We start from the raw sequence: 24,009 nt of genomic DNA on the forward strand, positions 1-24,009 counted from the left end.
GGCGCTTTTCCTCCAACGGCTCGGCCGTGTCCTGCGCGAAATCCCGTTGCCGGGATCGAATTGGCGCTGATATCGCAGATACGAGTGATCTACGTCAATAGTGATCTACTATCATCAAAACCCGCTTGCAATCTGGCTGGCGTTGAGTAAGTTGCACCAATTGCCATGGAAAAGGGCATTCGGGAGGAAAGAGTTGAGCGATTCCGGCCGCCAGCGTCAGATCGTCGAACTGCTGCGTGATCGCCCGTTCGCCTCGGTGCGCGAGCTGCAGGAGCGGCTTGGCGTTTCAGCCGCGACGGTCCGGCGTGACATCGACAGGATCGACGAAGCCGGCGAGGCGCGAAAGGTCTATGGCGGCATCTCGGCGCTCGACGGCGCTTCCCAGGCCGGGGTCGCCTACGCCCGGCCCTATGACGAGAACCGCGACCTTGCGGTCGAGGCCAAGCGGCAGATCGCCGCTCTCGCGGCGACCATGGTGCGCGACGGCGATGCGGTCATCGTGCATGGCGGCTCGACCTGCTTCCATCTCGGGGTCAAGCTCGCCGAGCGCAACATTCGCCTCTACACCAACTCGATGCCGCTGGCGGCCTATCTCAGCGACCACGGCCATTGCAGCCTGACGGTTGCCGGCGGCGACCTGCATCGCGAACCCGGCATCATCCATTCGCTCAGCCAGGCCGTGCCCTTTTACGCCTCGAAATTCTTTCTCGGCGCGCAAGGCCTTGGCCAGGAAGGCGTGATGGAATCGCATCCGCTGCTGGTGCGCTCCATTGTCGATCTCAGCCTTTGCGCGGACCAGATCGTGGTGTTGGCCGACAGCCGCAAACTGTCGATCCACGCGCGCAATGTCGCGCTGCCGCTTTCCCGCATCGGCACGCTGGTCACCGACGACGGCCTCTCCGACGCCGATGCGCGCATGCTGGAGGATGCCGGCGTCATGGTGCGGATAGCCTCATCCTCGGGAGTCATCCCGTGAAAATGGCGGTCCTCGATTTCGGCAAGACCAATTCGAAGCTGTTCGTCTTCGGCCAGGACGGGCGTATTCTCGACGAACGCCGCACGCAGCCGAAATGGGTGCGCCAAGGCGGCTTCGGCGTGCTCGACGAGGCAGCGCTCCATGATTGGGCGCTCAGTGCCGCAAGCGATGCGGTCGACAGCCACGGCGTCCAGGGGCTGATGGTGTCTGGCCATGGCTGCACCTTCGCTTTGATCGACGAGTCGGCGCTGACGCATCCGATCCTCGATTACGAGCAAGAGCCGCCGGCCGAGATTGCCGCACGGATCGATCGCCGCATTCCGGACTTTGCCGAGACGTTCTCGCCTCGACTGCCGCTCGGCTTCAACTACGGTCGCCATATGCTGTGGCTGCAGGAGGTCGATCCCGACGCATTCGCTGCGTCGAAATCGATCCTCGGCTATCCGCAATACTGGAGCTGGCGCCTTGGCGGGCGGGCGGTCTCGGAAGTGTCCTATCTCGGCTGCCATTCGCATCTGTGGGCGCCGCGCAGCCAAGACTTTTCCTCGCTGGTCGACGCCCAGGGCTGGCGTGGCCGGATGCCTGCCTTCGAGCGCGCCGGCACTGTTATCGGCGAACGGCGCCTCGGCGGTGCGGCGAGGCCGATCGCCATCCACAACGGTGTCCATGACTCGAATGCGGCGCTGCATGCCTATCGCCGGCAGGAGCTTGGTCCGGTCACAGTCGTTTCGACCGGCACCTGGGTTATCGTGCTCAATCCGGACTGCCCGCTCGACGCGCTCGACCGGGATCGCGACATGCTGGTCAATGTCGATGTCGATGGCGGCCCGGTGCCGACCATCCGCTTCATGGGCGGACGCGAATTCGCTGTCATCAGCGAGGGCTGGCAAGGCGTGATCGGCCTGTCCTCTATCCAGCGGGTGATCGACGCCGGTATCATGGCGCTGCCGAGCTTCGCGCCGGGCGGACCGATGTCCGGCCATTCCGGCCGGCTGGTTGGGCGTACGCCCAATGCCGAGGAGCGGGCGGCGGTGGCGCTGCTCTATGTCGCGCTGATGGTCGATCTTTGCCTCGACCTCATCCATTCGAACAACACCGTGATCATCGATGGCGGGCTGAACACGGGCGGTCTGCTCGCCGGGCTGTTGGCTGAGCTGCGTCCCGGCCAGGCTTTCCTGCAAGGCGCCACGTTGGAAGGCAGCGCCACGGGCGCCGCGGCGCTCGCCTTCGAGAGCGTCGGGCGCGAATTTGCCGCCGAAGTGCCAGAGCCGGTGCGCGCGTCGCGTTTCACTGGGTTAGCCTTCTATCGCGATGACTGGCGTGCGCTGGCCATGGACCGTGGCACCGCTGGTGCCGCGGCGGGAGGCGCGCGATGAGTGCTACTGCCAAGGTTGAGACGGCGCGCCAGCCGGTGCTGGAGATGCGGCACATCTCCAAGACGTTTGGCGCCATCCGTGCCTTGCAGGATGTCTCGCTCACCGTTCACGCCGGCGAGCTGCACGCCTTGATGGGCGAAAACGGCGCCGGCAAGTCGACATTGATGAAGGTGCTTTCAGGTGCCTATCGACCGGATGCCGGTGGCGAGATCCTGATCGACGGCACGCCTGCCGCGACGGGCGATCCGATCAAGGCACGTGCCAGCGGCATCGCGGTGATCTATCAGGAGCTGTCGCTGGCGCCCAATCTGACGGTGGCGCAGAACATATTCCTCGGCAACGAGCCGCGACGCTTCGGCATTGTCGACCGCGACCAGTGCGCCCGGCGCGCCAGAGAGATCATCGCGCGGCTCGGCGTCTCCTTTTCGGCCCGCGACATGGTCTCCAGCCTGTCGCTGGGCGAGCGCCAACTGGTCGAGATCGCCCGCGCGCTGTCGACCAATGCGCGCATCATCGTCATGGACGAGCCGACCACGTCGCTGACCTCGCGCGAGACCGACCGGCTGTTCGAGGTCATTGCGACGCTGAAATCGCAAGGCATCGCCATCATCTACATCAGCCACCGCATGGAAGAGGTCTACCAGCTTGCCGACCGCGTCAGCGTGCTGCGCGACAGCGGTTATGTCGGTACGCTCGAGCGCGCCGAGCTCAGCGCCTCGCGCCTCGTCTCGATGATGGTCGGCCGCGATTTGTCCGCCTTCTACAAGAAGGACCATCGGCCGCCGGACGCAAAGCGCGCGGTGGCGCTTTCGGTGCGCGGCATGTCCGACGGCCGTCTCCTGAAGAACTGTTCGTTCGACCTGCACAAGGGCGAGGTGCTGGCGCTGGCGGGCCTGGTCGGCTCCGGCCGCACCGAGCTTGCGCGGCTGATCTTCGGCGCCGACAGACGTACGTCAGGCACGCTGGAACTCGACGGTAAACCTGTAACTATTAACGCGCCGCGCGAGGCGCTGGATGCCGGCATCGCCTATCTGACCGAGGACCGCAAGGAGCTTGGCCTGTTCCTCGACATGTCGATTTCCGACAACATCAGCATGGGTGTGCTGGCAAGGGATGCGCACGGCGGCGGCTTGCGCGACTTCGCGGCCGCCGAAAGGCGCGCCTCCAAGGCCGTTGCCGATCTCTCCATCCGCACCAGTTCGGTGCAGGCCAATGCCGGCTCGCTGTCGGGCGGCAACCAGCAGAAGGTGCTGCTCGCCCGCCTGCTCGAGACCGAGCCGAAGGTCGTCATCCTCGACGAGCCGACCCGCGGCGTCGACGTCGGGGCGAAGTCGGAAATCTACCGGCTGATCGACAATCTTGCCAAGCGAGGCATCGCCATCCTGATGATCTCCAGCGAACTGCCGGAGGTGATCGGCGTCGCCGACCGCGTGCTGGTGATGCGCGACGGCACGATCTCGGGCGAGGTGACGGCATCGCAAGGCGAGCCGCTCAGCCAGGAGAAAATCATGGAACTTGCAACGGGAGCGGCTCAGCAATGACCGACAAGGCGACCGAGATCAGCACAGGCGGCCAGGCCACCGGCACGAGCCGGCGGTTGCGCACCGCAATCGCTGCCCTTGGCATGCTGCCGGTCCTAATCCTGCTGGCCGCCGGCTTCCAGTTCCTGAACCCGCGCTTCCTGACCGAGACTAACCTGTTGATCGTCACCCAGCAGTCGTCGATCAACATTGTGCTGGCGGCCGGCATGACCTTCGTTATCCTGACCGGTGGCATCGACCTTTCCGTCGGCGCCATCCTCGCGGCTTCGGCGATGGTGGCGGTGATGGTGTCGCTGGTGCCGGACTGGGGCCTGCTCGGCGTGCCGGCGGCCATTCTGGTCGGCCTCGGCTTCGGCCTCATCAACGGGCTACTCATCGCCTACATCAAGCTGCCGCCCTTCATCGTCACGCTGGGTTCGCTGACGGCGGTGCGCGGCGTCGCCCGCCTGCTCGGCCAGGACACGACGGTGTTCAACTCGGACCTGCCGTTCGACTTCATCGGCAACGGTTCGCTGTTCGGCATTCCCTGGCTGGTCATCATCGCGCTGTCGGTCGTGGTGCTGTCCTGGCTGGTGCTCAAGCGCACCGTGCTCGGCACCTGGATCTATGCCGTCGGCGGCAATGCCGAAGCGGCGCGGCTTACCGGCATCAAGGTGCCGCTGGTGCTGCTCTTCGTCTATGGCGTTTCCGGCCTGCTGGCCGGTCTTGGCGGTGCCATGTCGGCGGCCCGGCTCTATGCCGCCAATGGCTTGCAGCTGGGCCAGTCCTACGAACTCGACGCCATTGCCGCGGTCATCCTCGGCGGCACCAGCTTCGTCGGCGGCGTCGGCTCGATCTGGGGCACGCTGATCGGCGGCCTGATCATCGCGGTGCTCTCCAACGGGCTCATCTTGGCCGGTGTCTCCGACATCTGGCAGTACATCATCAAGGGATTGGTCATCATCGTGGCGGTCGCCCTCGACCGCTACAGGCTCCAGGCAGGAGCAAGAACGTGATTGACCTTAGTCGCCGGCGTCAACGACCGGTTTGTGTAACGCACCGTGAGAGGCGCGGGGCAATCGGAGGAAAGCAATGAAGACCATCGCCAAACTGCTCTGCGGCGTCGCACTCGCGTCGCTCGCCATCGCGCCTGCTTCAGCCAAGGACCTCAACAAGGTCGGTATCTCGGTCGGCCTGCTCGGCAACCCCTTCTTCGTCGCCACCATCAAGGGCATCGAGGACGCGGCCAAGAAGATTAACCCGAAGGTCGAGGTGACGTCGGTGTCGGCCGACTATGACCTCAACAAGCAAGTCTCGCAGGTCGATTCGTTCATCGCCGCCGGCGTCGACGTGATCATGCTCAATGCCGTCGACGCCAAGGCGATCGCGCCGGCGGTGAAGAAGGCGCAAGCCGCGGGTATCGTCGTTGCCGCCTTCGACGTTTCGGCGCCGGGCGCCGACGTCACCGTGATGACCAACAACGTCAAGGCCGGCGAAGAGGCCTGCCAGTACCTGGTCGACCACACCGGCGGCAAGGGCGACTATGTCATCCTCAACGGACCGGCATCGTCCTCGATCCTGGAGCGGGTGAAGGGCTGCAAGAACGTGCTGGCGCAGCATCCCGACATCAAGATCCTCTCCGACGACCAGAATGCCGAAGGTTCGCGCGACGGCGGCCTGAAGGTGTTCCAGTCGCTGCTCACCCGCTTCGACAAGATCGATGCGGTGTTTGCCATCAATGACCCGACGGCGATCGGCGCCCAGCTTGCTGCCAAGCAGCTCAACCGTTCGGAGTTCATCTTCACCGCCGTCGACGGCGCGCCGGATATCGAGAAGGAACTCTCCTCCGGCACCTCGATGATCAAGGCCTCGGCCTCGCAGGATCCCTACGTGATGGCTGGCCAGTCGCTGACGATGGCGGCCGAACTGCTGGCCGGCAAGAAGCCGGCGGAGCCGACCGTCCTGCTCGACCCGAAGCTGATCACGGCCGAGAACCTGAAGGACTACAAGGGCTGGACCGCGGCCCGCTAAGAGCCTGTTGGAAATTCTACTCTGTCGGCCATCTGATGGCGTTTTCTGCGCTTCCGTTGCTCACGGACCAAATGTCCGCTGCGCTACGGTTCTCGAAACCACCACCATATGACTCGCCAGAGCGAATTTCGAAACAGTCTCTAACTCCATCTACAGCGTGCGGCCGGGATGACCCGGCCGCACCTCTTGTCAGCACCGGAGACGATGATGTCGCGTATTGGAATCCATTCTTTCGTCTGGTCGGCGAGCTCGGCTCAGGCCGATCTCGAGCGCACGCTGGCCAACACCAGGGAGGCCGGCTTCGACCTCATCGAATTCTCCTATCTTGATCCCGCCAATGTCGACATCGGCGGGCTCGCCAGGCGCATCGCCGATCTTGGCCTCGGCGTGGCGATCAGCATCGGATTGCCTGTTGATGGCGACATTTCGAGCGCCGACAAGGCGATTGCCGCGCGAGGCGTCGAAATCCTCAACGACACCATCGCGCTGACGCGCGATCTCGGCGGCCGCAAGGTCGCCGGCATTCTCTCGACCAGCCACGGATTGCAGGTCGAGGCGCCGACGCGCGATCAATGGCAGCGCAGCGCCGGCACGCTGGCCAAGGTTGCCGAGACGGCCAAGGCGGCCGGCGTCACGCTCAACCTCGAGATCGTCAACCGCTTCGAAAGCAACCTGCTCAACACCGCCGCGCAAGGGCTGGCCTTCATCGAGGACACCGGCTCGGACAACATCTTCCTGCATCTCGACACCTTCCATATGAACATCGAGGAGGCCGATGTCGGGCTGGCCATCCGTCAAGCCGCGGACAAGATCGGCTATGTCCATATCGGCGAAAGCCATCGCGGCTTCCTCGGCACCGGCAATATCGATTTCGCCGCGATTTTCGATGCGCTGACCGCTATCGGCTACAGCGACGACCTCAGCTTCGAATCCTTCTCTTCGGAAATCGTCGATGAGAACCTGTCGAAGAAGACCGCGATCTGGCGCAATCTCTGGACGGACAACATGGCACTGGCCAAGCACGCGCGCGCTTTCATCGGCCTGGGAATGGAGACGGCAAGGCGCAAGGCGGAACTCGTCTCGGCGCGCCACAAACCCTGACCCGCTCCTCGAGAGCGAAGGACGCGGTGTGCGCCGCATGGCAGGTTTCGAACTTAGAGTACCAAAAGGCCTCGTGGCAGCCAGTGCTGACAGCTTGCGCCGCCAGTTTTTCTGAGATAGGAATTTTTTCTTGACCCGGTGATCTCAGCTATGGTACATTTTTGCCCATGGTGCTGATTTGCGCCAGTGACCCGCCGCATGGCGGGTTTTTTGTTTGATGCACCGTCAGCCAACGTGCCGGCGAAGGCTCCGAAGGAACCTGCTAGCCCGAGTTCGTTGGCCTGCGCCATATGGCGCCGGCATTGCTCGCGGCAGGTGCATCGGTTATCTGACAACGCCACGCAAACAGCGCCACGCAATCCACCAAACGGAGCCCAGCACATGACACGCGAGACAATCCTCAAATTCGGCACCGTCGAACACGCGGACGCCGGCGATCTGGCTGGCTGGATCGTCGTCGAGGGCAGGCCGACCATGCAAACCGCCGTCCAGCACACGACCGAGGACGGCAAGGTGTTGTCCGGCACCTGGCGCGCGACGCCCGGCACCTATCACGCCACCTATACCGACTACGAGTTCGTGCACATGATCGCCGGCCGCATCATCATCACGCCGGACGGCGGCACGCCGGTCGAGGTCGGCCCCGGCGATGCCTTTGTGGTGGAAGCGGATTTCAAGGGAACCTGGAAGATCATCGAGCCGGTGACGAAGCATTTTGTCGTGCGGGTCGGCTGAGGCGGATCGTTTCCAAGTGTGTGAAAATCACCCGCCAATGGTTCGCCATGGCGGGTTTTCATTTCCAGGTCGGTGCCAATCGTTTTTTCGAACCAGCGACGCCGTCAGGGACCAGGTGGACCGTATGGGTCAGGGAGCCTGGCACGGCATTTTGCTGCTCTTGTGCATGAGGCCACAATGGCCGGCTTGCGTCAGGACCATTGGTGGCCTCCTGGTTCCCGTCAAGGAATACTGTTCCCCGGACCCAAATTGTTGGGTATCGTTCGGGCTGGGTTGGGCCTGCGAGCGCGTGCGGAGATATGAAAATGGGCCTTTCAGGCACGGAAAACGAACCCAGGCGCCTTTCGGAAATCGCCAGCTATCATGCGCATGTCTATTACGACCGACTGAGGACCCGCCCGGTTGCGGAATGGCTGCGCGCCGCGATCGGCGAACGCTTTCTGGTTCGGCTCGGGAACTGGCATGACGAGAAGGTGGGGCCGCATGATCAACCGATGTTTCAGGTCTCATTCGGAAGCGAGGTTTTTGCCACACTCGTGCCGTGGCTGATGCTCAACCATCGCGGCCTCAGCATTCTCGTCCATCCGAACACTGCAAATCCGCGGCGAGACCATCTGATCGATCCGGTCTGGGTGGGCACACCACTGCACCTTCACGGTGAGAGCCTCCCGGAGGACCATGAAGCGGAGGAGGCATTGCTGCCGAACACCACGCCGACCATCTTGGCCTGATCGCAGGACGCATGAAATTCGCCACGCCAAGGGCCAAAAACTACGGCCCTAATTCACCAAGTCTTTGAAAAGCATGGTGATCCCGACAGGAATCGAACCTGTGACCTACAGATTAGGAATCTGCCGCTCTATCCTACTGAGCTACGGGACCACGCGGCCAGACACATAGCCGCTTCGGATCGTTTCGCCAAGAGGCCGGCCGAAGGCAATTCGGCCGGCTTTGCGCTGCCGCCGTCAGGCGGCCAGGGCCGTTTCCGCCAGTTTCACCCAGTAGCTCATGCCGTGCGGGATGACCTCGTCGTTGAAGTCGTAGGCCGGGTTGTGGAGACCGGCGGTGTCGCCATTGCCGATGAAGATGAAGGCGCCGGGGCGGGCTTCGAGCATGTAGGAAAAATCCTCGCCGCCCATCACCGGCTGGATGCCGCGGTGGACATGGGCGTCGCCGGCGACACTCATCGCGACATCGCCGGCAAACACCGTCTCTTCCGCGTGGTTGAAGGTCACGGGGTAATTCGCCTGGTAGTCGACCTCGATCCTGGCGCCGAACGCGGTCGCCAGGCCGTCGCATATGGTGCGGATGCGCTCTTCGGACTTCTTGGCGATTTCCTTGCGCAAGGTGCGCACGGTGCCGGCGATTTCCGCCATCTCCGGGATGATGTTGTAGGCGTCGCCGGCGTGGAACTTGGTCACCGACACCACCACGGCCTCGACCGGATCGGTGCTGCGCGAGGCGATCGTCTGCAAGGCGCCGACCAGCTGGCTGGTGATGACGATCGGGTCGATCGTGCCGTGCGGCATCGCCGCGTGGCCGCCCTTGCCGCGCACGGTGATGGTGAACTCGGCGGTCGCCGCCATGATCGGGCCCGGGCGAATGGCGAACTGCCCGACAGGCAGGCCCGGCATGTTGTGCATGCCGAACACCCTGGAGATGTCGAAACGCTCCATCATGCCGTCCTTGACCATCTCGTTGCCGCCGCCGCCGCCCTCTTCGGCCGGTTGGAAGATCACCGCCACCGAGCCGGTGAAGTTGCGCGTCTCGGCGAGGTATTTCGCGGCACCAAGCAGCATCGCCGTGTGGCCGTCATGGCCGCAGGCGTGCATCTTGCCGGGAATGGTCGAGGCGTAGGACTTGCCTGTGATCTCGTTGAGCGGCAGCGCGTCCATGTCGGCGCGCAGGCCGATGGTCGGGCCTTCGCCCTGCCGGCCGCGGATAACGCCGACGACGCCGGTCTTGCCGAGGCCGGTGACCACATCGTCACAGCCGAAAGCCTTCAGCTTCTCGGTGACGAAGGCGGCGGTCTTGAAGACGTCGAAGTTCAGTTCTGGCGTCTGGTGCAGATGCTGGCGCCAGCCGGCAACTTCGTCCTGCATTTCGGCGGCACGGTTCAGGATTGGCATGATGGTTCCATCTCGCTGTTGGGACAGGCGGTATTGGCCGCTGCCTTGCAATTGTGATCGCCAGGCACTTTGCCATCTTGGCGTCACATAGAGTAAATAGCACCGCAACAATGGGGTCCGGTTTTTTGAGGGTCGGACCATATGCTGGCGATCGCGTAACGAAATCTTACGGAGCCAGGGGCGACTACGGCAAGAGGCGATTTCGGATTTGATCATGCGGTACAGGCATTTCCTCAAACTATTCTCGGCTGGCACAATCGCGCTATCGGTCGCGGCCGGGCCGGCGCTGGCCAATCCGGTGGTCGTGTTCGACTTGAACAGCGGCAAGATCCTGCAACATCAGGATGCGTTCAAGCGCTGGTATCCGGCATCGCTGAGCAAGCTGATGACCGCTTATGTCACCTTTCGGGCGATCGCCGCCGGCGAGGTGCAGCTTGATTCGCCGATCAAGGTGACCAAACACTCCGCCGCCGAGCCGCCAAGCAAGATGGGCTTCAAGCCGGGCTCGGTGATGCGGCTCGACAACGCACTGAAGATGATGCTGGTCAAATCGGCCAACGACATCGCCATGGCGGTGGGCGAAAATGTCGGCGGCTCCCAGGCGGCCTTTGCCGACCGGATGAACGCCGAAGCGACCCGGCTCGGCATGAACGGCACGCATTTCGTCAATCCGAACGGGCTCTATTCGCCGGATCAGTACACGACGGCGCGCGACCTCGCCGTGCTGGTGATGGCGATCCGCCGCGAATTTCCGCAATATGCGCCGTGGTTCTCGATCGAGGGCCTTGCCGTCGGCAAGAAGGCTATTCCCAACTACAATCTCTTGATTGGCCGTTATCCCGGCGCCGATGGCATGAAGACCGGCTTTGTCTGCCCCTCGGGCTTCAACATGATCGGTTCGGCGACGCGCAACGGGCGCACGCTGGTCGCGGTTGTGCTCGGCGAGAAATCGGCGGTCACACGTGCCGAGACCGCGGCAAAACTGCTCGATCAGGGTTTTGACGCGCCTGCCGCCGGCTCGGCCACCGTCACCACGCTGGCGCCCTATGGCGATACGGTCTCGCCCAACGACATGAAGGACGAGGTCTGCAAGAAGAAGACGCCGCAGGAGCAGTCCGAGGCGCCGCCGGTCGTCGCCAAAGATGTGCCGAAATCGCCCTATCAGGAAAAGCTCGACCATGTGCCGACGCTGGTTGCCGTCGGCCTTGGCGGCGCCACCGGTCCGGCGCCGAAGGCCATCCTCGACCGGGGCGCCCAGGAATATGCCGATGTGCCGATCCCGAGCTGGCGGCCCGACAGGCCGGCACCGGCCGGCGCAGGCCCGAAGATTGCCGGCTCCGCCGCGCAGGGCGACCAGCCGGTCAAGGTTGCGAACTAGCCAATGGGCAGCGGCTTCCCGATCCCAGTCTCGGTGCTGACCGGCTTCCTCGGCGCCGGCAAGACGACGCTGCTCAACCGGCTGCTCAAGGATCCGGCGCTGGCCGACACGGCGGTAATCATCAACGAGTTCGGCGAGGTGGCGATCGACCATCTGCTGGTCGAGCAGTCTTCCGACGGCATCATCCAGCTGTCGGACGGCTGCCTGTGCTGCACGGTGCGCGGCGAACTGGTCGATACGCTGGCCGACCTGGTCGATCGGCTGCAGACCGGCCGCATCGCCCGTCTTGCCCGCGTCATCGTCGAGACCACCGGCCTTGCCGACCCGGCGCCGGTGCTGCAGTCGATCATGGCGCATCCGGCGCTGATCCAGGCCTTCCGGCTCGACGGCGTCATCACGCTGGTCGATGCTGTCAACGGCAACGCCACGCTCGACGCCCATGTCGAGGCGGTCAAGCAGGCTGCCGTCGCCGATCGCATCGTGCTCAGCAAAGCCGATCTGGTCGCCGATCCCAATGAGTTGGAAATGCTGCGGGCGCGCCTGCGGCAGATCAATCCGGGCGCCGAACTGCTCGATGCCGGCGACACGGAGACAGGCGTGGCGGCGCTGTTCGACTGCGGCCTCTACAACCCGGCAACCAAATCCGCCGATGTGCGGCGCTGGCTGGGCGAGGAAGCCGCTCATGATCATCACCATCATGATGGCCATGACCACGAGCATGGCCATGACCACGGGCATCGTCACGATCAGCGCGTGCGCTCCTATTCGCTGGTGCATGACGGCCCGGTGCCGTTTTCAGCGATCGAGATGTTCCTCGACCTGCTGCGCTCGACGCATGGCGAGCGCCTGCTGCGCATGAAGGGCGTCATCGAGCTCAGTGAAGACCCGTCGCGGCCTTTGGTGATCCATGGCGTGCAGAAAATCCTGCATCCACCGGTGCAACTGCCGTCCTGGCCGGATGGCCAGCGCGGCACACGGCTGGTGCTGATCACGCTCGATATGCCCGAAGATTATATCCGCAGGCTGTTCGCCGCCTTCACCAACCGGCCGTCGATCGACACGCCCGACCGCGCGGCGCTGGAAAACAACCCGCTGGCCATTGCCGGGCGGTAGCTCCCACGATTACGGCGCGCCGCGCTCGACCAGGAAGCGATGACCGCCGGAGATCGCCGCCGTTTCAATCAACTGGTGGCCGCTCTCGGAGCAGAATGCCGGAATGTCGATGACGGCGAGCGGGTCGGTGGTCTCCAGCCACAGCCGGCTGCCCGGCTGCATGCCGGCCAGGCGCTTCTTGGCCTTGAGCACGGGCAAGGGGCAGTTCAGTCCCTTGAGGTCATAAATAGCGGCGCGGTCAGCCACGGGTGGTATCAACCGCCGAACATGCCGAGCAGCTTGTTCTTCAGCTTCGTCACCCGGCTTTCGTCGGCGCTCGCCGCCTGCGTTTCGGCCATCGGCGCCGCTTCCGAAGGGGCCGCGATGGTCGCGGTGGCGACAGGGGCTTCCTTGGCGGCCTTTTCGGCCTCCTTTTCAGCCAGAGCCTGGGCCTTGGCGGCTTCCTTGGCTTGCTTGGCCGCCTCTATGGCAGCCAGCCTCTGCTCCTCGGCCTTCTGCTTGGCGGCTTTTTCCGCGTCGAGGGCAGCCATCTTGCGGCCGGCGGGCGAATCGATGCGGCCCATGCGCGCCGTCTCGGTGACCGAGCCGTCATTGTTGAGCGACGGCGGATCGATCGGCACGCGTTCGCCGCGTGCGCGGCGCTTTGACCAGTCGGAGACGATGCTGGCTTCCTTGATACCGGCAATGGTCGGCTTGGGCGCTGGCACGCTGGCCTTGACCGCGCCGCTGAACGCCGCGTCGTAGGTGCTCATGTAGGAATTGTAGGCGCTCTTCAGCGAATCAGGTTGCGTGGTCGCCGGGCAGGCGCCGGTCGGATCGAATGTCTGACCGTCGGCGGCAACCTGGTTGAAGACATAACGCTTCTCGCAGACATCGACCTTCGGCGGCACCTTGGTGATCTCGAAATTGTCGTAGCCGACCTTCAGCATCTTCCAGAAATCGTAATTCGGATCGTTGCGGTAGCGGGCCATATTGGCGGCGGTCATGCGGAAGGGAAACGCCTGGATCTGGAACTCGGTCTGGCCGCCCTGGAAAGCATCGCGGCCGAAGGCATAGATCTGCTCGATCTGCGCATCGGTCATCGAATAGCAGCCCGACGACGAGCAGGCGCCGTGCACCATCAGATTGGAGCCGGTGCGGCCGTTGGCGCGGTCATAGGCGTTGGGATAGCCGATGTTGAAGGACAGGTGGTAGTTGGAGCGCGGATTCATCTGCGCCGGGCGCACCGTGTAGAAGCCTTCCGGCGCCTGGCGGTCGCCTTCGGTGTATTTCGGCCCGAGCTTGCCCGACCATTTGCAGATGTCGTAGCTGGCGACCATGTCATAGCGGCCGTTGGTCTTGGCCTTCCAGATCTCGAGCTTGCCCTCTTCCTTGAAGATGCGGGCCATCACCGACGAGGTGCGGACCATGCCCTTGGCTCTCATGTCGGCGAGGATCTTGTCGGGCAGCGGCTTGTTGGCCTCCGGGGCAAAATCCTTCATCGACGAATTGTTGCACCCGGCAACGCCGAGGGCAGCGATCAGGATTCCGGTGCGGGCAAGCTTGACAAACATGGCTGCGGATATCGTCTTTTCTCTGGCGCCAGGACGTTTCCTGCCCCGGCTGCTACACTGCGCATCGACGGACCCTAAGCCCGTTAACCCTAATAAATTCCTTACCGCAAGTGCCGACGCATCCCCCTGCGGCAGTCTCATTGAGCCGAATGCAGCGGCATTTTTGTGGCAAAAATGCTCCGCCCCGCCACATTATGGCGGCCAAGGCTGCCTGTGGTCAGAGACTGCGGCCCATGGCCAGGTATTTTTCGCGGCGCTGCTCGCGGAAATCGGTGTTGGCGCCGGCAAAGTCCTTCATCGTCCTGGCGATGAGGTCTCCGGTCGCGGCGATCACGGTTTCGGCGCCGCGATGCGCACCGCCGAGCGGCTCGGGGATGATGGCGTCGATGATCTTCAGTTCGAAAAGATCCTGCGCGGTGATCTTCATGTTGGTCGCCGCGTCCTTCGATCGCGTCGTGTCGCGCCACAGGATCGAGGCGGCACCTTCCGGCGAAATCACCGAATAGATGGCGTGTTCGAGCATGTAGACGCGGTTGGCGGTGGCGATGGCAATGGCGCCGCCCGAACCACCTTCGCCGATGACCACCGAGATCGACGGTACTTTCAGGCCGAGACAGGTCGAGGTTGAACGGGCGATAGCCTCCGCCTGGCCGCGCTCCTCGGCATTGACACCGGGATAGGCGCCGGCCGTGTCGACCAGTGTCAGCAGCGGGATCTTGAAGCGGTCGGCCAGTTCCATCAGCCGTACCGCCTTGCGGTAGCCCTCCGGGCGAACCGATCCGAAATTGTGTTTCAGGCGGCTGGCTGTGTCGGAACCTTTTTCCTGGCCGATGATGGCAATGGGTTCGCCGCGGAAACGCGCGAAACCGCCGACGATCGCCTGGTCCTCACCGAAATTGCGGTCGCCGGCCAGCGGCGTGAAATCGGTGAACAGGCCCTTGATGTAGTCGACGCAATGCGGCCTGTCGGGATGACGCGCCACCTGCACCTTCTGCCACGGCGTCAGCGCCTTGTAGGCGTCGCGCAGCGCGTCGCGGGAGCGCTTCTCGAGACGGCTGATCTCGTCACCGACATCGACCGCCTCGCCATTCTCGGCAAGCTTCTTCAGCTCGAGGATCTTGCCCTCGAGGTCCTGCACCGGCTTTTCGAAATCGAGGTAATTATACATGCTTGAGCGGACCGATACGTCGGAAGGCAGTGGCTGACGGAACCCTTGAATCCAAGGCTCCGGGCGGTGAAATGTCGTCCTCACATAGCGATATGAGGCCTAGTCGGCAAGCGGATGATGATCGTTGACCAGCCGCACCAGCCGCTCTTCCAGCACATGGGTGTAAATCTGTGTCGTCGATATGTCGGCATGGCCAAGCAATTGCTGCACGGCCCGCAGATCGGCGCCGTTCTGCAGGAGATGGCTGGCGAAAGCATGGCGCAGCACGTGCGGCGAGATCTTCGCCGAGGCGATGCCGGCCCTTGCCGCCAGCCCTTTCAGGTCACGCGCGAAGACCTGGCGCGAGAGATAGCCGCTGTCGGAAGCGGCCGGAAACAGGAACGGACTGTCGGCAAAGGCGGGCACCCTGGCACGGGCGGCAAGCCAGGTCTTCATCGCCGCGCGTGCCTTGGCGGACAGCGGCACCATGCGCTCCTTGTCGCCCTTGCCGCGCACCATGAAGAAACGGTCGTCGCGCTGCGCCACCGTGACCGGCAGGCCGACCAGCTCGGAAACGCGCAGGCCGGTGGCGTAAAGCACCTCGACCAGCGCATGCAGGCGCAGTGATGCCAGACTGTCCCCATCTCCCGACGAGACATCGCCGGCCTCAAGCGCCGCACGGTCGATCAGCCGGCCGGTGTCGGCCTCGCTCATCGTCTTGGGCAGCGGGCGGCCCTTTCTCGGGCTGTCCAGCGTGCCGGTCGGGTCATCGGCGCGCAGGCCTTCGGCGTAGAGGAATTTGAAGAACTGGCGGATCGCCGACAGCTTGCGCGCCTGCGACGTGGCGGCAAAGCCGCGGGCGGCAATGTCGTCGAGATAGGCGCGGATATCGGCGGCGGCGGCACCGGCCAGCCCGCCAACGATCGCGCCGGAAGCGTCCTCGAGGTCGCGGCGGTAGGAGGAAAGCGTGTTTTCGGCCGCGCCCCGCTCGGCGCTCATCATTTCCAGAAAGGCTTCGATGCGGGCGGCGCTGTTCATTCAGCCTGTCTTGTCATTTAGCTTTTCTTGGGATTGAGCTTTTCCGGAGGGATGCGCACGCTCATTTCCCCCTTCTTTGGCTCGACGAACATCACCAGTGCGAACATCGTACCATAGGCAATGCCAGCCAGAATCGCTGTTACCACGACAAAGCGAAACAGTGTCGGCATCAATTTTCGCCCGTCTTCTTGTTCTGCGTTTCCAAACCCTGTCCCCTTATGGGACGCCAATCCGGCCAATTCAAGGAAGAAGCGGAGGCCTGTTAGCATCTTCTGATGCAGACCCTGCCGGTCCATATCGGGTTCAAGGCGCTTGCCACGCTTGACGCAAACGGGCTTTTCATGTCGATACGCCGGCAAAGAGGGCCTTCGAAACATCCGATGAACGCGCTGCCAGCAAATCCTCCAGACGAGACCCACGCCGCGTTGCTTGGCCGGCTGGGCAGCCGTTCCGTCGTCTTCGTCGGATTGATGGGTGCCGGCAAGACGGCGATCGGCCGCAAGGTGGCGACGATGCTGGCTCTGCCCTTCATAGACAGCGACCAGGAGATCGAAAGCGTCTCGCGCATGACCGTTCCGGAGCTGTTCGAGCGCTACGGCGAGACCGAATTCCGGGCGCTGGAGCAGCGCGTCATCCTGCGCGTGCTGGAAAACGGCCCGCAGGTGCTGTCGACCGGCGGCGGTGCCTTCATGAATGCGCAGACGCGCGAGGCGATCGCAGCGCAGGGCGTGTCGGTGTGGCTGAAGGCCGAACTCGATCTTCTGATGGACCGCGTTTCCAAGAAACAGAACCGGCCGCTCCTGAAAAGCGCCGACCCGCGCGCCGTGCTGGAGCGGCTGATGGGCGAGCGCTATCCGGTCTACGCGACATCCGATGTCACCGTGCCGACCCGCGACGACCGCAAGGAAGTCATCGCGACCGAGGTGGTGGACGCGCTGTGCCGGCATTTCGGTATCGATGAGGCGGCGGCGACGGGCGAGGTGGAACAGTGAGCATCGAGGCACCCGTTGTCGTCGAAGTCGGCCTTGGCGACCGGACCTATGACATTCTGATCGGCTCGGGATTGTTGGCCCGCGCGGGTGCGGAGATTGCGCGCCGGCTACCGGGCACGCGCGCCGCGGTCGTCACCGACGCCAATGTCGCGGCGGCGCATCTCGCTGCCCTTCAGGCCAGCCTCGAAACGGGCGGCATCCAGACCGCCGTGATCACGTTGCCGCCCGGCGAGAAGACCAAGAGTTTTACTCATCTCGAAGAGGCGGTCGACGGTGTGCTGGCTGCGAAACTGGAGCGCGGCGACATCGTCATCGCCTTCGGCGGCGGCGTTATCGGCGACCTTGCCGGCTTTGCCGCCGGCATCGTGCGGCGCGGGATGAATTTCGTGCAGATCCCGACCTCGCTGCTGGCGCAGGTCGATTCCTCAGTCGGCGGCAAGACCGGTATCAACAGCCCACGCGGCAAGAACCTTGTCGGCGTCTTCCATCAGCCGAAACTGGTGTTGGCCGACACCGGGGTGCTCGACACGCTGCCGATCCGCGAATTCCGCGCTGGCTATGCCGAACTCGCCAAATACGGGCTCATCGACCGGCCGGAATTTTTCGCCTGGCTGGAAAAGAATTGGGTCCAGGTTTTTGCCGGCGGGCCGGAGAGGGCGCAGGCGATTGCCGAAGCCTGCCGCGCCAAGGCCGACGTCGTTGCCCGCGACGAGTTCGAGACCGGCGACCGCGCGCTGCTCAATCTCGGCCACACATTCGGCCACGCCCTGGAAGCCGCCACCCAGTATGACGGAACCCGCCTCGTTCACGGCGAGGGGGTCGCCATAGGCATGGCGCTGGCGTACCGGTTCTCGTCGCGACTCAATCTGGCCAGCCCCGACGATGCCGCGCGCGTCGAGGCGCATCTGCGCGCCGTCGGCCTGCCCTGGCGGATGGCCGACATATCAGGCGATTTGCCTGACGCCGAGGCGCTGCTGGCCTTCATCACCCAGGATAAGAAGGTGTCGCGCGGCGCGCTGACTTTCATCCTGACGCGCGGCATCGGCCAGGCCTTCATCGCCAAGGATGTTCCGGCATCGGAAGTGCTGTCGTTTCTGAGGGAGAACCACCCAAAGGAAAGCGACCGGAGATGAACGAGCCCGGCTGGATCGTCGTCGCCGTCCTTGCCATCCTCATCGTGCTGCTTGTTGCCGTGCGCACGCGCCTGCTTGCCCTGTTCGGATACGAGCTTTCGCACATCGAGCCGCAGCGTTCCAGCCAAGACGAATTGCGCGGTGCGGTCGACGATTTCCGCCGCGACGGCCAGGTGGTGCGCGAGGATCGCGACCGCGTCGGCGGCCTGTTCGATCTCGCCGAGCTCGAAGTCTCCGACATCATGGTCCACCGCACCAACATGCGCTCGGTCAATGCCGACAATGCGCCGGAAGCCGTGGTGCGCGAGATCCTGCAAAGTCCGCACACCCGCATGCCGCTGTGGAAAGGCTCGCTCGACAACATCGTCGGCGTGCTGCATGCAAAGGATCTGTTGCGCGCCTTGAATGAAGTCGGCAACGATTTCTCCCGGATCGACGTGATGAAGATCGCCTCGAAACCCTGGTTCGTGCCCGACACCACGACCTTGCAGGAACAGCTCAATGCCTTCCTGCGCCGCAAGGCGCATTTCGCCGTCGTCGTCGACGAGTATGGCGAGGTCGAAGGGCTGGTGACGCTGGAGGACATTATCGAGGAGATCGTCGGCGAGATCGCCGACGAGCATGATGTCGACATACAGGGCGTCAAGCAGGAGGCCGACGGCTCCGTCGTCGTCGACGGCACCGTGCCGATCCGTGACCTCAACCGGGCTCTCGACTGGAACCTGCCGGACGAGGAGGCCACCACCATTGCCGGCCTCGTCATCCACGAGACGCAATCCATCCCCGAGGAGAAGCAGGCTTTCACATTCCACGGCAAGCGCTTCATCGTCATGAAACGTGACAAGAACCGGATCGCAAGGTTGAGGATCAGGCCAGCCGGCGACGCCTGATGCGCGCCGGGAGACCGGGGTGTCGTCATCCCGCGGTCTGGCTCGTCGAGCGTTCGTGGATCGTCGCGCCGGTCTCGGCATCCACGGCTGCCAGGCTGACTTCATAACCCCAAAGCCTGCGGATGTGACGAAGCGTGGCGTCGCGGCTGGCATCCTCGAGAAGGATGCCGTCATTGACCTTATGCTGCAGCCGCAAATGGCGGTCGCCGAGCAGATCGACATCCACCACCTGAATGTCCGGCCGGTTCGCGCCGAGATCATAACTGTTGGCGAGCGTGGCGCGTATCTTGGCGTAGCCGCGCTCGTCGTGGATGGACGCGACCAGGCAATGCGGCTGGTCGGCAGCGTCGCCGAGCACGAAAAACCGCCATTTCCGGATCAAGGCCGGACTGAGATACTGGCGGATGAAGGATTCGTCGCGATGCTCGGCCCAGGCGTCCAGCAGCACCTCGCGCCAGTTGCCCAGGCCGGCGATGTCGGGGAACCAATCGCGGTCCTCGGCGGTGGGTTTGGTCGAGATGCGCTGAATGTCCTGCATCATGTCGAGGCCGAGAGCATAGGGGTTGATGCCTGAAAAACGCGGATCGTCGAAGGCCGGCTGGAAGACCACGTTGGAATGATTGCGCAGGATCTCGAGCATGGCGCCTTCGCTGATCTGGCCGCGGTCGAACAGCATGTTCATCAGCGTATAGTGCACGAAAGTGGCACAGCCTTCGTTCATCACCTGTGTTTGCCGTTGCGGATAAAAATATTGCGCGATGACACGAACGATCCTGATGATCTCACGCTGCCAGGGCTCCAGGACCGGGCTGTTCTTTTCGAGGAAATAAAGCAGGTTTTCCTCAGGCAGGTTGAGCGATTTCTTCCGCTCCGGGTCCTGGCCCTTGTCGTTGGCCGCTTGCTGCGAAGGCGGCAACGTACGCCACAAGTCGTTGTAGGAGCGCTCCTCGTATTCGAGACGCTCGCGAATTCCTTCGCGTTGCCGTTCCGACGACAGCCTCGGCGGCCGGTGATAGCGAAACACGCCCTGATCCATCAGCGCGTGGGCGGAATCGAGAACAGCCTCGACGGCGGCGAGGCCATGCCGCTCCTCGCAACGGACTATGTAGCCCTTGGCGAAGTCCAGGTAGCCGAGGATCGCACCCGCATCCGTCCACTGTTTGAACAGCTGATTGTTCTTGAAGAAATGATTGTGCCCGAGCGCTGCATGGGCCGTCACCAAGGCCTGCAGGGCCATGGTGTTTTCCTCCATCAGATAGACGATGCAGGGATTGGAATTGATGACCAGTTCATAGGCAAGCCCTCGCCCGCCCTTGCGATAGAGCAGATCCTGGTGAAGGAAATGTTTGCCGAAAGACCAGTGACGGTACATCAATGGCATGCCGATGGACGAATAGGCGTCGAGCATCTGTTGCGAGGAGATGATCTCCATCTGAACGGGATAGGTGTCCAGATGAAGCTCTTCGACCGCAAGTGCCTCGATCGCGTCATAGGCCCGCGACAATGTTTTGAAATCCCAGTCGGACCCTGAAAAAAGCAGGCTGGATTTGCTGGCTTGTCTGACCATCGGGAACCCTCACGCTCTCTTGAGGGAGGCCGGCTGCCTGCCGAAGAGCTGGCGAAAGACCGGATATATATCGGCGGGCGTGGCGATGCGGCTCATCTGGAAGTTCGGCCATTTCTGGTCGATGGCGTTATAGGCACGCCACAGCGATGTCCCGTTTTCGGTCGAGCCGAAAATATGGGCTTCACGCTCGTCGATGATCTCGACATAGGCAAAATACTGGCACAGCCGCATGAGCTCGCCGTTGAGAAGCGAAATGCATCGCTCCGAATCGCCGGCGAAATTGTCGCCGTCCGAGGCTTGGGCGGCATAGATGTTCCAGTCGTGGGCCGGGTAGCGGCTGGCGATAATACGGTGCATTTCCTCCAGCGCGGTGGAAACGACAGTGCCGCCGCTTTGGGTGTTGTAGAAAAATGTTTCCTCGTCGACCTCCTGAGCCAGGTGCGTGTGGCGGATGAAGACAATCTCGATGCGGTCGTAGCGCCGTTTCAAGAACAGGTGCAGCAAGACGAAGAAGCGCTTGGCCAGATCCTTCTCGCGCTCGCCCATGGACCCGGACACGTCCATCAGACAGAACATGACGGCATTGGCGTTCGGCACTGGCCGGGAATCGAAGCGGTTGAAGCGGATGTCAACCGGATCGACATAGGCAATCCGGCGGCGGCGTCGTTCCAGCCGGTCAAGCTCTTCGCGCAATGCCGCGATACGCTGGCGCGCGTCGGCGCTGGATGGCGCCTCTTCGAGCGAGGCGATTTCCTCGAGGATCGCATCCAGTTCGACCTGCTTGGGGCGCCTCAGCGCAATGCGGCGGCCGTGGCTGTTGCGCATCGTGCGGCCGACATTGATGTTGGTCGGCGAACCGGCGGCGGCAAAGCCCGCCCTGCGCGGCTTGAAGGCAAGGATCTCCTTGAGGTTGAGCTTGACCATGTCGGGGAGTTCAAGATCCTCGAAGAAAAGATCGAGCACTTCCTCGCGCGACAGCACGAAACGAAAGTCGTCTTCCGATGCCTTGTTTCCCGGGGACGATGCTCCCCCGCCGCCCCCGCCGGGCTTGGGGATCAGGTCTCCAGCGGAGAAATGCCTGTTGCCCGGCAAGATGTGCTGGCGCCTGCCGCTGTCGCGGGCGTTGTTGAAGCTCGGCTCGCTTGTGCCTCTTTCGGGCATGCGCACGGCGTGCTCGGCATCAGCGTCGGCGATCCTGCCGGTGCGGATCTGGTCGCGTATGCTGCGTTTCAATTCCTCGCGCGCGCGTCGGAGGAAGCGCTGGCGATTGCCGAGGCTCTTGTCTTTCGGGTTCAGGCGACGGTCGATGAAGATCGGCATGGAACCATCCGGGTTCTCTAACCCGCCCTGTTCACCCGCATGTACCAGTCCACAAGGCGACGAACTTGCCGCTCGGTGTAGCCGCGCTCGACCATCCGCTGCACGAATTCATGGTGCCGCTTTTCCGTGACGCTGTCCTGCTTGGAGCCGAAACTGATCACCGGCAGGAGGTCCTCGACCTGGCCGAACATGCGTTTCTCGATGACTTCCCGCAGCTTTTCGTAACTTGTCCACGCCGGGTTGCGGCCATGGTTTCTTGCACGGGCGCGCAGCGTGAATTTCACCACTTCATTGCGGAAGTCCTTGGGATTGGCGATGCCGGCCGGTTTTTCGACCTGCGAAAGCTCGTTGTCCAAAACCTCGCGGTTGAGGATCTGGCCAGTGTCGGGATCCTTGTAGTCCTGGTCCTCGATCCAGGCGTCGGCGTAGGCGATGTAGCGGTCGAAAAGATTCTGGCCGTACTCGCTGTAGGATTCCAGATAGGCTTTCTGGATCTCATGACCGATGAATTCGGCATACCGCGCGGCCAGTTCGGACTTGATGAACTCCAGATAGGCGGCTTCCGTCTCCTTCGGAAACTGTTCGCGCTTGATTGCCTCCTCCAGGATGTACATGAGGTGCACGGGGTCGGCGGCCACCTCATTGGTGTCATAGTTGAAGGTCTGCGACAGGATCTTGAAGGCAAAGCGCGTGCTGACGCCTGCCATGCCCTCATCGACGCCGGCGGCGTCCCGATATTCCTGAACCGACTTTGCCTTGGGGTCGACCTCCCTGAGGTTCTCGCCATCATAGGCGCGCATCTTGGTGTAGAGCGGCGAATTGTCGTGCTCGGCCAAGCGGGTCGAGACGGTAAACCGGCTGAGGATGTCGAGGACCTCGGGAGCGCAGGGACTGGCGGCCAATTCGCTCTCCCGCAGCAGTTTCTCGTAGATTTGCCGCTCTTCGGTTATCCGCAGGCAATACGGCACCTTGACCACGAGGATGCGATCGAGAAAAGCCTCATTGTTCTTGTTGTTCTTGAACTGCAGCCATTCCGACTCGTTGGAATGGGCCACGATGATCCCCTGATAGGGAAAGGCGCCGAAATTTTCGGTACCGTTGTAGCTGCCTTCCTGGGTAGCGGTCAGCAGCGGATGCAGGACCTTGATAGGCGCCTTGAACATCTCGACGAATTCAAGCAGGCCCTGGGTGGTCCGGTTCAGTCCGCCACTATAGGAATAGGCGTCCGGATCGGATTGGCTGAAGTTTTCCAATTGTCGGATGTCCACCTTGCCGACCAGGGCCGAAACGTCCTGATTGTTCTCGTCGCCGGGCTCGGTCTTGGCGATGCCGATCTGGCGCAGCCGCGACGGCATCAGCTTGACGACGCTGAACTTGGAAATGTCGCCGGAAAGTTCGTCGAGGCGCTTGGCCGCCCATGGCGAAATGAGCCCATTCAACCGGCGTCGGGCAATGCCGTATTTATCCTCCAGCAGGTCGCCCATGCGATCGGGGTGGAAAAGGCCTAGCGGCGATTCGAAAACCGGGCTGACCTGGTTGCCGACCTTCAGCGTGTAGATTGGGCGCTGTTCCATCAACTTCTTCAGCCGCTCGGCAAGGGAGGATTTGCCGCCGCCCACGGGGCCGAGCAGATAGAGGATTTGCTTGCGCTCCTCGAGCCCCTGGGACGCATAGCGAAAATAGCCGGCAATCCGCTCGATTGTGTCCTCCATGCCATAGAAATCGGCAAAGGAGGGGTACACTTTCAGGGTCCGGTTGGAGAAAATGCGGCCGAGCCGTTCATCTTTGCTGGTGTCGACCAAGGTCGGCTCGCCGATCGCCTCGACCATCCGTTCAGGCGCCGAGGCATACATCGACTTGTCCTCGCGGCAGGCAAGGAGATATTGCTGGATGCTGATCTCTTCCTGTGCCGCGTTGGTGTAAATTTCCGAAAACAGATCGAAGACGTCAGACTGGTTCTCTCGCATGATGCTTTGCCCTCGGAGCCGCTGTGGCGTCCATTCGGCTCAT

At 63.0% G+C, this 24,009-nt stretch carries 22 protein-coding genes and 1 tRNA gene; 13 read left to right on the forward strand and 10 right to left on the reverse strand.

The features are described from left to right. Positions 1-193: 193 nt before the first annotated feature. The 8 genes from MESCI2_RS0119680 to MESCI2_RS0119715 all read left to right on the forward strand — a co-directional run bounded on the left by MESCI2_RS0119680 (position 194) and on the right by MESCI2_RS0119715 (position 8,470). Positions 194-976: a DeoR/GlpR family DNA-binding transcription regulator gene (locus tag MESCI2_RS0119680; RefSeq protein ID WP_027038069.1), complete on the forward strand. Its 783-nt coding sequence runs from the start codon at positions 194-196 to the stop codon at positions 974-976. Next, the gene (locus MESCI2_RS0119685) at positions 973-2,352 is read left to right on the forward strand and encodes an FGGY-family carbohydrate kinase (protein ID WP_027038070.1); all 1,380 of its coding nucleotides are present in this window, start codon (positions 973-975) and stop codon (positions 2,350-2,352) included. The genes MESCI2_RS0119680 and MESCI2_RS0119685 overlap by 4 nt, the downstream gene beginning before the upstream one ends. After that, a complete protein-coding gene (locus tag MESCI2_RS0119690) occupies positions 2,349-3,893 on the forward strand; it encodes a sugar ABC transporter ATP-binding protein (protein ID WP_027038071.1) in 1,545 nt (514 codons plus the stop codon). Before MESCI2_RS0119685 ends, MESCI2_RS0119690 begins: the two co-directional genes overlap by 4 nt. Next, positions 3,890-4,888, forward strand: a complete 999-nt coding sequence (locus MESCI2_RS0119695; protein ID WP_027038072.1) for an ABC transporter permease subunit — start codon at positions 3,890-3,892, stop codon at positions 4,886-4,888. The genes MESCI2_RS0119690 and MESCI2_RS0119695 overlap by 4 nt, the downstream gene beginning before the upstream one ends. Before the next feature lie 76 nt (positions 4,889-4,964). Continuing rightward, positions 4,965-5,903 (forward strand): ABC transporter substrate-binding protein, encoded by a 939-nt coding sequence (locus MESCI2_RS0119700; RefSeq protein WP_027038073.1) that lies wholly within the window; start codon positions 4,965-4,967, stop codon positions 5,901-5,903. 207 nt (positions 5,904-6,110) lie between these two features. Then, a complete protein-coding gene (locus tag MESCI2_RS0119705; RefSeq protein ID WP_027038074.1) occupies positions 6,111-7,004 on the forward strand; it encodes a sugar phosphate isomerase/epimerase family protein in 894 nt (297 codons plus the stop codon). Positions 7,005-7,385: 381 nt separating this feature from the next. After that, positions 7,386-7,739 (forward strand): cupin domain-containing protein, encoded by a 354-nt coding sequence (locus MESCI2_RS0119710; protein ID WP_024503728.1) that lies wholly within the window; start codon positions 7,386-7,388, stop codon positions 7,737-7,739. A gap of 305 nt (positions 7,740-8,044) precedes the next feature. After that, positions 8,045-8,470: a DOPA 4,5-dioxygenase family protein gene (locus MESCI2_RS0119715; protein WP_027038075.1), complete on the forward strand. Its 426-nt coding sequence runs from the start codon at positions 8,045-8,047 to the stop codon at positions 8,468-8,470. 74 nt (positions 8,471-8,544) lie between these two features. Here MESCI2_RS0119715 and MESCI2_RS0119720 read toward each other — a convergent pair. Next, positions 8,545-8,621, reverse strand: a tRNA-Arg gene (locus MESCI2_RS0119720). 83 nt (positions 8,622-8,704) lie between these two features. Then, entirely contained in the window at positions 8,705-9,868 is a 1,164-nt protein-coding gene (locus MESCI2_RS0119725) for a M20 aminoacylase family protein (protein WP_027038076.1), read from the reverse strand. Positions 9,869-10,082: 214 nt separating this feature from the next. Between MESCI2_RS0119725 and MESCI2_RS0119730 the strand changes: the two genes are divergently transcribed. Together MESCI2_RS0119730 and MESCI2_RS0119735 are read left to right on the forward strand one after the other, a co-directional pair. Next, complete coding sequence (locus MESCI2_RS0119730) at positions 10,083-11,246, forward strand: D-alanyl-D-alanine carboxypeptidase family protein (RefSeq protein WP_027038077.1); 1,164 nt, start codon at positions 10,083-10,085, stop codon at positions 11,244-11,246. A 3-nt stretch (positions 11,247-11,249) separates the two neighbouring features. Continuing rightward, positions 11,250-12,359: a CobW family GTP-binding protein gene (locus MESCI2_RS0119735; protein WP_027038078.1), complete on the forward strand. Its 1,110-nt coding sequence runs from the start codon at positions 11,250-11,252 to the stop codon at positions 12,357-12,359. A gap of 9 nt (positions 12,360-12,368) precedes the next feature. Here the strand turns inward: MESCI2_RS0119735 and MESCI2_RS0119740 are convergent, their stop codons facing one another. From MESCI2_RS0119740 to MESCI2_RS0119760, 5 genes are all read right to left on the reverse strand, one after another. After that, positions 12,369-12,605 carry a sulfurtransferase TusA family protein gene (locus MESCI2_RS0119740; protein ID WP_027038079.1) on the reverse strand — a complete coding sequence of 79 codons (237 nt, stop codon included), beginning with the start codon at positions 12,603-12,605 and terminating at the stop codon, positions 12,369-12,371. A gap of 8 nt (positions 12,606-12,613) precedes the next feature. Further along, the gene (locus MESCI2_RS0119745) at positions 12,614-13,912 is read right to left on the reverse strand and encodes a L,D-transpeptidase family protein (RefSeq protein WP_013529353.1); all 1,299 of its coding nucleotides are present in this window, start codon (positions 13,910-13,912) and stop codon (positions 12,614-12,616) included. 217 nt (positions 13,913-14,129) lie between these two features. Next, entirely contained in the window at positions 14,130-15,080 is a 951-nt protein-coding gene (locus MESCI2_RS0119750; protein WP_027038080.1) for an acetyl-CoA carboxylase carboxyltransferase subunit alpha, read from the reverse strand. A gap of 99 nt (positions 15,081-15,179) precedes the next feature. Then, a complete protein-coding gene (locus MESCI2_RS0119755; protein WP_027038081.1) occupies positions 15,180-16,097 on the reverse strand; it encodes a site-specific tyrosine recombinase XerD in 918 nt (305 codons plus the stop codon). Between the two features lie 17 nt (positions 16,098-16,114). Beyond that, entirely contained in the window at positions 16,115-16,267 is a 153-nt protein-coding gene (locus MESCI2_RS0119760) for a hypothetical protein (protein ID WP_013529356.1), read from the reverse strand. Positions 16,268-16,477: 210 nt separating this feature from the next. On the opposite strand from MESCI2_RS0119760, the gene MESCI2_RS0119765 reads away from it, so the two are divergent. Genes MESCI2_RS0119765 through MESCI2_RS0119775 form a run of 3 tightly spaced genes read left to right on the forward strand, consistent with a single transcriptional unit; the run spans position 16,478 to position 19,112 of the window. After that, entirely contained in the window at positions 16,478-17,089 is a 612-nt protein-coding gene (locus tag MESCI2_RS0119765) for a shikimate kinase (protein WP_027038082.1), read from the forward strand. Then, the gene (gene aroB, locus MESCI2_RS0119770) at positions 17,086-18,222 is read left to right on the forward strand and encodes a 3-dehydroquinate synthase (protein ID WP_027038083.1); all 1,137 of its coding nucleotides are present in this window, start codon (positions 17,086-17,088) and stop codon (positions 18,220-18,222) included. Before MESCI2_RS0119765 ends, aroB begins: the two co-directional genes overlap by 4 nt. Beyond that, entirely contained in the window at positions 18,219-19,112 is an 894-nt protein-coding gene (locus MESCI2_RS0119775) for an HlyC/CorC family transporter (RefSeq protein WP_027038084.1), read from the forward strand. The genes aroB and MESCI2_RS0119775 overlap by 4 nt, the downstream gene beginning before the upstream one ends. Positions 19,113-19,137: 25 nt before the next feature. On the opposite strand, the gene MESCI2_RS0119780 is transcribed toward MESCI2_RS0119775, so the two are convergent. The 3 genes from MESCI2_RS0119780 to MESCI2_RS0119790 are packed head-to-tail and all read right to left on the reverse strand — an operon-like array spanning position 19,138 to position 23,966. Further along, positions 19,138-20,679, reverse strand: coding sequence for a SpoVR family protein (locus MESCI2_RS0119780; protein WP_027038085.1), 1,542 nt, complete (start codon positions 20,677-20,679; stop codon positions 19,138-19,140). Positions 20,680-20,688: 9 nt separating this feature from the next. Beyond that, on the reverse strand, positions 20,689-21,999 hold the full coding sequence (locus tag MESCI2_RS0119785) for a YeaH/YhbH family protein (RefSeq protein ID WP_027038086.1): 1,311 nt from the start codon (positions 21,997-21,999) through the stop codon (positions 20,689-20,691). Positions 22,000-22,016: 17 nt separating this feature from the next. Next, positions 22,017-23,966: a PrkA family serine protein kinase gene (locus tag MESCI2_RS0119790; protein WP_027038087.1), complete on the reverse strand. Its 1,950-nt coding sequence runs from the start codon at positions 23,964-23,966 to the stop codon at positions 22,017-22,019. Positions 23,967-24,009 lie beyond the last annotated feature (43 nt).

The sequence above is a fragment of the Mesorhizobium ciceri WSM4083 genome, assembly GCF_000519305.1.
Classification (GTDB): domain Bacteria; phylum Pseudomonadota; class Alphaproteobacteria; order Rhizobiales; family Rhizobiaceae; genus Mesorhizobium; species Mesorhizobium ciceri_B.

What these genes read in the sequence shown, in the direction of transcription:
- MESCI2_RS0119690 (WP_027038071.1), top strand. Translation starts at nt 2,349, where the DNA reads ATGAGTGCTACTGCCAAGGTTGAGACGGCGCGCCAGCCGGTGCTGGAG.
- MESCI2_RS0119695 (WP_027038072.1), top strand. Translation starts at nt 3,890, where the DNA reads ATGACCGACAAGGCGACCGAGATCAGCACAGGCGGCCAGGCCACCGGC.
- MESCI2_RS0119700 (WP_027038073.1), top strand. Translation starts at nt 4,965, where the DNA reads ATGAAGACCATCGCCAAACTGCTCTGCGGCGTCGCACTCGCGTCGCTC.
- MESCI2_RS0119705 (WP_027038074.1), top strand. Translation starts at nt 6,111, where the DNA reads ATGTCGCGTATTGGAATCCATTCTTTCGTCTGGTCGGCGAGCTCGGCT.
- MESCI2_RS0119710 (WP_024503728.1), top strand. Translation starts at nt 7,386, where the DNA reads ATGACACGCGAGACAATCCTCAAATTCGGCACCGTCGAACACGCGGAC.
- MESCI2_RS0119715 (WP_027038075.1), top strand. Translation starts at nt 8,045, where the DNA reads ATGGGCCTTTCAGGCACGGAAAACGAACCCAGGCGCCTTTCGGAAATC.
- MESCI2_RS0119725 (WP_027038076.1), bottom strand. Translation starts at nt 9,868, where the DNA reads ATGCCAATCCTGAACCGTGCCGCCGAAATGCAGGACGAAGTTGCCGGC.
- MESCI2_RS0119730 (WP_027038077.1), top strand. Translation starts at nt 10,083, where the DNA reads ATGCGGTACAGGCATTTCCTCAAACTATTCTCGGCTGGCACAATCGCG.
- MESCI2_RS0119735 (WP_027038078.1), top strand. Translation starts at nt 11,250, where the DNA reads ATGGGCAGCGGCTTCCCGATCCCAGTCTCGGTGCTGACCGGCTTCCTC.
- MESCI2_RS0119745 (WP_013529353.1), bottom strand. Translation starts at nt 13,912, where the DNA reads ATGTTTGTCAAGCTTGCCCGCACCGGAATCCTGATCGCTGCCCTCGGC.
- MESCI2_RS0119750 (WP_027038080.1), bottom strand. Translation starts at nt 15,080, where the DNA reads ATGTATAATTACCTCGATTTCGAAAAGCCGGTGCAGGACCTCGAGGGC.
- MESCI2_RS0119755 (WP_027038081.1), bottom strand. Translation starts at nt 16,097, where the DNA reads ATGAACAGCGCCGCCCGCATCGAAGCCTTTCTGGAAATGATGAGCGCC.
- MESCI2_RS0119760 (WP_013529356.1), bottom strand. Translation starts at nt 16,267, where the DNA reads ATGCCGACACTGTTTCGCTTTGTCGTGGTAACAGCGATTCTGGCTGGC.
- MESCI2_RS0119765 (WP_027038082.1), top strand. Translation starts at nt 16,478, where the DNA reads ATGAACGCGCTGCCAGCAAATCCTCCAGACGAGACCCACGCCGCGTTG.
- MESCI2_RS0119775 (WP_027038084.1), top strand. Translation starts at nt 18,219, where the DNA reads ATGAACGAGCCCGGCTGGATCGTCGTCGCCGTCCTTGCCATCCTCATC.
- MESCI2_RS0119780 (WP_027038085.1), bottom strand. Translation starts at nt 20,679, where the DNA reads ATGGTCAGACAAGCCAGCAAATCCAGCCTGCTTTTTTCAGGGTCCGAC.
- MESCI2_RS0119785 (WP_027038086.1), bottom strand. Translation starts at nt 21,999, where the DNA reads ATGCCGATCTTCATCGACCGTCGCCTGAACCCGAAAGACAAGAGCCTC.
- MESCI2_RS0119790 (WP_027038087.1), bottom strand. Translation starts at nt 23,966, where the DNA reads ATGCGAGAGAACCAGTCTGACGTCTTCGATCTGTTTTCGGAAATTTAC.